We start from the raw sequence: 3838 nt of genomic DNA on the forward strand, positions 1-3838 counted from the left end.
CGAACGCATCCGCCGCGTCGAGCAGGGCGGCCAGCTGCTGCAGCTCCCCGCGGGATGTCGTGATGCCGGTGGCTTCGGGCTCCAGGATGAGGTGCGTCAGCGCAGCTGCAGCAGGGTCGGCCGGATCGTCCGGTGGCAAGTAGTCGGTCGTCATGAAGGTGAAGCTATCTCCAACTTGTACGAAAGACAATGTGGCACAAGCGAATTAGCTGCAGCTGACAAGAATTGCGCACGGGCAGGAGTTTTCCCTACGGGTGGGGAAACGATTACACCGCCAGCTGCGTACTGGTGAGCGCGTCGGCCACTTCGAGCAGGGCGACGGCGAGCTGCCGCGCTTCGGCGGCGGTCATGAGGTCATCGTCAGCGTGCACCGTGACGGCGGATTCACTGCGACCGTCGGACCATTGCATGCCCGTCAACACGACAGTGAAGGGGTTCTTCGCCGCGGCGACCGCAATGCCGCGGGGCTTACCCCACCACGTGCGTGACCAACTGCCGTCGTCGCTATTGCCCGGCCACCAAGCGTCGACCTGGTCGGCACCGACTGGGGCCTGCACGTGGCGGAATCGTTCGGCGGCAACGTTCTGCCGGGCGAACTCTCGAGCGCGGAACAGCAGGGCACCGCGGTTTAGGTCGACGTCGCAAGTCCCATCGACGTTCGGAACCGGATGGAGCTCGGAGCGCTCAATGTAATCGATCTGGTCGGGCGTGAGCTGGTCGGCCAGATCGCGCCAGGTTTCGGGCTCGTTCACAGGGTGGGTAGTCACGTCAGTGACGCTAGCTTCGTTATCTCCGAAATAGCAAGTGGCACAGCTGTTTTGATCAATCGCATCATTGTGATCAATTGCGCCACAGTGGCAACGTGCATCGGCCGCAGCACTGATGATGTCGGCGGCGTCGGCAGGAGTAGCGGGTGACCCTTGGGCGTTCTTCATGCCGGTGACGGTAGCCGCCGGTTTGGTGAAATCGCAATGGCTGCACCATGATTCATGCATCCTTGGCCAACTACAGGATGCTTGAGTAGCGGTGCTCCAAGCGTGAAAATGCCCGACCCCGCAGTGCCAGCGGTGGTCGGGCATCTCCATCAGGGGCAATTCATGAAAGGACCGAGCGGGGGAAGCGAACCCTCACGCGGTACTCGCGAGTGTACCGCGAAAACCCTCGGAATCCGTTGCCCCGCAGTCGGGTCAGCGTGGCGCGCCGGTCAGCTCGGCGTACATCTCCACGCCAACGACGTCCGCCGCCTCCGACCGCAGTGACCGCGATGCCTCAGGCCCGATGCCGGCCAGCGGCTTCCCGAACCGCTCCACCGACCACCTGGCGGCCAGCTCGTCCGTCCGGGCCGTCATCTCGGTCAGCAGCTCCCGCGCCCTGGCGTCACCCGCGCGGGCGTCACGCCACAGCAGCAGCGGGTCCAGCTCCCACGGCTCAGGCTCCGAATTCAGCTGCCGCAGAACGTGCCGCACACCCTCGGGCGACAACCTCACCCGTGGATCGCGGCCGATCTCCCGCAGTGACCAGCCGGCGGCATCGAGCCGCACGATCCTGGCGTCTCGCCGCCGTCGAGCGTCACTGGTCATACGAAAAAGTGTACGGCGCAAGGCACTTGACACTTGACAGTTGGCCCGTGTCCAAGGGTGAACAAACGGACCCGGCCGAAAACAGTGCGCTACCAGGGATTTCGCCACCCACTGCCGGACCGCTGCCAGACGCATTTTCACCCCGTCAACTTGACACCTAGAGAAGACCCCTACCGGGCGGCAGGGGCGGCGGGTGGCGTCTGGCGACTTTGCGGGTACCCCCCGGTCGCCGGGCCCGTGGGGAGCCCGGTCACAGGGGTGCGGATGGTGTGGGATCACCAGACTTCGGACGGCTCGCCGATGTCGAGGTGTGGTTCCTCGTCGCCCCGCATCTGGTTACACACCAGGTGAGCTGGCCTGAAGTTGTGGTAGTCGTCGGCCAACTCGGGCCGAGCCTTGACCGTCACCGCGTGGTCGACGCTGAACGACTCAGGGTGCGGGTACTCCAGGCTGTAGTCGATCGGCCGGAAGCACAGCCAGCAGTCGTCTGCCCGTTCCTGGCACTCGGTGCGGAACTTGCGCTTGAGGTCCTTGTAGTGGTGCTGGGCGCGGTCGAAGCCAGCGTTACGTGCCGTCATGGTGTTGGCCTCCAACGAGTCCGATGTGCCGGTGTTGTTGTTCGGTCGGATGGCTGCCCTGGGGCATGGGGTCGGGTATCGGGCCGGTGGCCATGGCGCGCCCCAACAGGGAAAGACGCGACACGGCCACCGGTTGGGCACCGCGCCAGCAGAGGACCAGTCGCTGGGGTGCCGGTCTGTCAGGAGTAGTTCGTGATGGCGGGCTCAACGAACAGCAGGCCGCACCAGATACGAGACCGCAGCACACGTTGCCGTGCCAGCTGTCGCACCCGGTCCTCGGTCAGCGACATGCGTTGCGCCGCATCCTCGACCGTCACGAACCCCTCCCAGTCGTCCACCGTCAGGCGGTGAGGTCGATGACGGCGAACGATGCCGGCTTGAGCACACCGACGCCGACCCGCGCCTCAGCGCGCACGATCGCCTGGTTCTGGGTGAACAACACACCGCCCGCGTCGATGTCGAGCCGCACATCCTCGCGGACATACAGCCGCAGCTGAGCCCAATCACCCAGCACGGCAGTGCCTTCCGGCACCGACGCCGACACCACACGCGGCGCGGTCGGCCCGAACACGTTGGCGCTGCCCGCAGTTCCGTTCTGGTAGCCGTCGAGCAGGAACCCCGCGTCGGCCGCGGCTGCGCCGCCCCATGGGAAGCGCAGCAGGTCGATGCGCTCGGCGTCGTTTGGGTGCAGCACCCAGCCGGTCGGGGTGACGCCCTTGAGCTGCATCGCCGTCACCGCGGACCGCAGCGTGGTGGGCATGTCGGTGTCGAACGCGACGGCCGTGGTGCCGGCGGTGTGCAGCAGGCCCGTCATGTGCTCGCCAGTGCCGTCACCGCTGATCACCTCGCGCTCGATGGCATCGAGTACGCCCTCGGCCATTTCGTCGTCCAGCCACTGCTCCAGGTCGTGGTGGTCGGCGAACAGTCGGATCGGCACCGGCTCCGACAGGTGGGCGATAACCCTGCATCGGTCCTCGATCGGGGCGACCGTGAAGATGCTGGTTGGCTTGACCGCACCGTCCGCCACGGGCGCGGCGGTGTTGGTGCGGATCCCCTGTCGGTAAAACTCGAATGAGTTGCCTTGGATGTTATTTCGGCTGGTCAGCAGGTCGATCAGCCGCCCCGGCCGGTCCATGGCCGCCACCTCGGTCTCCACCAGTGTGGGCACATCCACACTGCCCGAGGCGATCCCGCGCGACTCCCCGGTGACGAGCACCGCCGCCGCCCGCGCCGCCCATCCGCCCGACGTGACCTTGACCCCGCCGCCGGCATGACCCTTGGCGTTGGCACGGTGGATCGCAGTGACGTCGGCATTACCGACACCTACGCGCTGAAGCTCGTTTTCCAGTTCCTGGACCTGGCCCGACAGGCGGCCGAATTCTGCCGACTCATCGTCAGTCATGTCACGCTTCGCCATGCAGCACCGGTCGAGCAGCTCCATACGCTGCGCTTGGAGCCGGGCGTGACGGTCGACAAGTGATTGAACGCTCATGATGTTGCCTCCTAGGCAAATAGACTGCCGCGCAACGCAATTCCAGCGCTCGCAGCGCAGAGAGAATGAGGGGTTCGACGCGCCCCGTGCCGGGGCCGACCATCTCGCGGTGCCTATTCGCGCCCAGTGCCAGGGCTGGCCGATCAGTGAATCACCCGCCCAGTGCCAGGGCCGGCGGTGACCCGCGT

General features: G+C 66.0%; 5 protein-coding genes. All 5 read right to left on the bottom strand.

Going from position 1 to position 3838, the window contains the following annotated elements; translation table 11 throughout:
* Positions 1–266 precede the first annotated feature (266 nt).
* The 5 genes from EB75_RS26855 to EB75_RS26870 all read right to left on the bottom strand — a co-directional run bounded on the left by EB75_RS26855 (position 267) and on the right by EB75_RS26870 (position 3650).
* On the bottom strand, positions 267–935 hold the full coding sequence (locus tag EB75_RS26855) for a hypothetical protein (RefSeq protein ID WP_142239844.1): 669 nt from the start codon (positions 933–935) through the stop codon (positions 267–269).
* A 252-nt stretch (positions 936–1187) separates the two neighbouring features.
* Positions 1188–1580: a hypothetical protein gene (locus EB75_RS26860; RefSeq protein WP_142239845.1), complete on the bottom strand. Its 393-nt coding sequence runs from the start codon at positions 1578–1580 to the stop codon at positions 1188–1190.
* Between the two features lie 275 nt (positions 1581–1855).
* Positions 1856–2158 carry an HNH endonuclease gene (locus tag EB75_RS26865; protein WP_073698275.1) on the bottom strand — a complete coding sequence of 101 codons (303 nt, stop codon included), beginning with the start codon at positions 2156–2158 and terminating at the stop codon, positions 1856–1858.
* A 179-nt stretch (positions 2159–2337) separates the two neighbouring features.
* Positions 2338–2475 carry a hypothetical protein gene (locus EB75_RS29480; protein WP_168176132.1) on the bottom strand — a complete coding sequence of 46 codons (138 nt, stop codon included), beginning with the start codon at positions 2473–2475 and terminating at the stop codon, positions 2338–2340.
* Positions 2476–2498: 23 nt separating this feature from the next.
* Positions 2499–3650, bottom strand: a complete 1152-nt coding sequence (locus EB75_RS26870) for a phage major capsid protein (RefSeq protein WP_083612595.1) — start codon at positions 3648–3650, stop codon at positions 2499–2501.
* Positions 3651–3838 lie beyond the last annotated feature (188 nt).

This window comes from Mycobacterium sp. ST-F2 (assembly GCF_001905655.1).
GTDB lineage: Bacteria > Actinomycetota > Actinomycetes > Mycobacteriales > Mycobacteriaceae > Mycobacterium.

Bases quoted from the DNA above. Each gene is read 5' to 3' on its own strand.
- EB75_RS26855 (WP_142239844.1), bottom strand. From the start codon at position 935: ATGAAGAACGCCCAAGGGTCACCCGCTACTCCTGCCGACGCCGCCGAC.
- EB75_RS26860 (WP_142239845.1), bottom strand. From the start codon at position 1,580: ATGACCAGTGACGCTCGACGGCGGCGAGACGCCAGGATCGTGCGGCTC.
- EB75_RS26865 (WP_073698275.1), bottom strand. From the start codon at position 2,158: ATGACGGCACGTAACGCTGGCTTCGACCGCGCCCAGCACCACTACAAG.
- EB75_RS26870 (WP_083612595.1), bottom strand. From the start codon at position 3,650: ATGAGCGTTCAATCACTTGTCGACCGTCACGCCCGGCTCCAAGCGCAG.